This is a genomic window from Synechococcus sp. RC10A2 (assembly GCF_047502605.1).
Window position 1 is genome coordinate 1 of record NZ_JANSHP010000002.1, and the last position, 1,362, is coordinate 1,362.

At 55.3% G+C, this 1,362-nt stretch carries 1 protein-coding gene and 2 pseudogenes; 1 reads left to right on the forward strand and 2 read right to left on the reverse strand.

What is annotated here, in order from left to right:
- Nucleotides 1–114: 114 nt before the first annotated feature.
- Nucleotides 115–393 carry a transposase gene (locus NW848_RS00095; RefSeq protein ID WP_414510338.1) on the reverse strand — a complete coding sequence of 93 codons (279 nt, stop codon included), beginning with the start codon at nucleotides 391–393 and terminating at the stop codon, nucleotides 115–117.
- A 112-nt stretch (nucleotides 394–505) separates the two neighbouring features.
- Between NW848_RS00095 and NW848_RS00100 the strand changes: the two are divergent.
- Nucleotides 506–664 (forward strand): annotated as a pseudogene (locus NW848_RS00100) (transposase); the annotation flags it as partial.
- 57 nt (nucleotides 665–721) lie between these two features.
- On the opposite strand, the pseudogene NW848_RS00105 reads toward NW848_RS00100, so the two are convergent.
- Nucleotides 722–1,152: pseudogene (locus tag NW848_RS00105) on the reverse strand (Mo-dependent nitrogenase C-terminal domain-containing protein).
- Nucleotides 1,153–1,362 lie beyond the last annotated feature (210 nt).

Below are 1,362 nucleotides of genomic sequence, written 5' to 3' on the forward strand. Positions count from 1 at the left end.
TCCTTGAACCGACCTGTTGGAATGAAAACAAAGTTTTGGTTAAAACCGCATTCTTATTTTTGTTCTTTGTTCCAACCGAAGAGGATTCTCCCAATTGAGTGGTGTAAACAGAAGTCAATGACCTTGCCCGCAGCTTTGTGGACCGCATTCTCCGGTTTCCGTAATTCGACGAAGCTTTTGCAACCAAAACCCCCGCAGCTTGTGAGTCTTGAGCCTAGCCAGCTCCTTGTTGTGCCACTGGTTGAAGGACTTGACTTTGCGGCCATCAATGATGAAGCTATGTCCTAAGTTGCTAACGCACGTAAGCCAGTTGTTGACTCCGTGGTCAATTGCTAGAGCTTTTCTCGGATCCAGCGATTGGGGCTGGGCAGGCTTGGCATAGACCCACTCCAGCTACAGACTTACAGGTCTGTTGCGCGGCGGAAACATACATTGCGATGAAGTGCTTGTTTTGGGTTCTCGCCATCTCAGCGCAAAGCTCACCATAGCTTGCCCATCGCTTCGTAAAGCATTCAAAAGTAGAGCTTCTAAATATTTAAGGCAGGAGTTTGCTAACCTGCGAAAACTGCCTAGCGTTTGGAGCAGAAGTTATTGTTTCTGTACCGCGGGGAATGCTAGGGCTGAGGTAATTCAAAACTATATCAACGGCCCACATCATGGGTAAGCGACTAAAGTGGCTAGCGGGCTTTTCCGCCCTGCACTAAAGTGCGGGGCTACCAAGCTATCCTTTTGTGTACTGGCTGATGTCTTCCCCGGCTTCTGCCAGGAAGGAGAGGGCACGGCAGCGCAAGGCCACCACCTGGTCGTAGAGAGGGTTGAGCTTGCACATGGGGGGATGTGCATCACCTTGCGGCCAAACAGCACCACCTCCCGCTCAAAGGGGCACTGGCCGGGGATCATACGGCACAAGAAGCGGGCTACCTTCGCGTCGCAGACTTGGATGCCGTCCAGCCACTTCTGCAAGGGAGCCAAAAGGTCGGTATAGCCGCTCTCGGCCTGAGCCTCTGCCGGCAATGGCGAGGTGGCGCCCTTATTGACCAGCGTGGCCCCGAGCAGGTGGAGCTGGGGAAGCTCCAGTCCGAAGGCAGCGGCCAATTGGTGCAACAGACGGTCCTCCGGCTCGGAATATACCCCGTCGGCAACGGCTGTCATCACCGCCGTGCGCAGGAAATCTTCCCGCAACTCCCGCTGCAGCTGGGCCGCCAGCTCCTCTCAGGGGAGAGGGGAGCGAGATCTTTCCCCTGGTCTTCCGGCCAGTCGAAGCGGATGAGATCTTCGATAAGTCGCTGCTCCTCGAGGCTATATTCTCCATCAGAACCTCCGGGGTACTCCCGCCACAGCGCAGCTTGGCGGGCTGGAGGA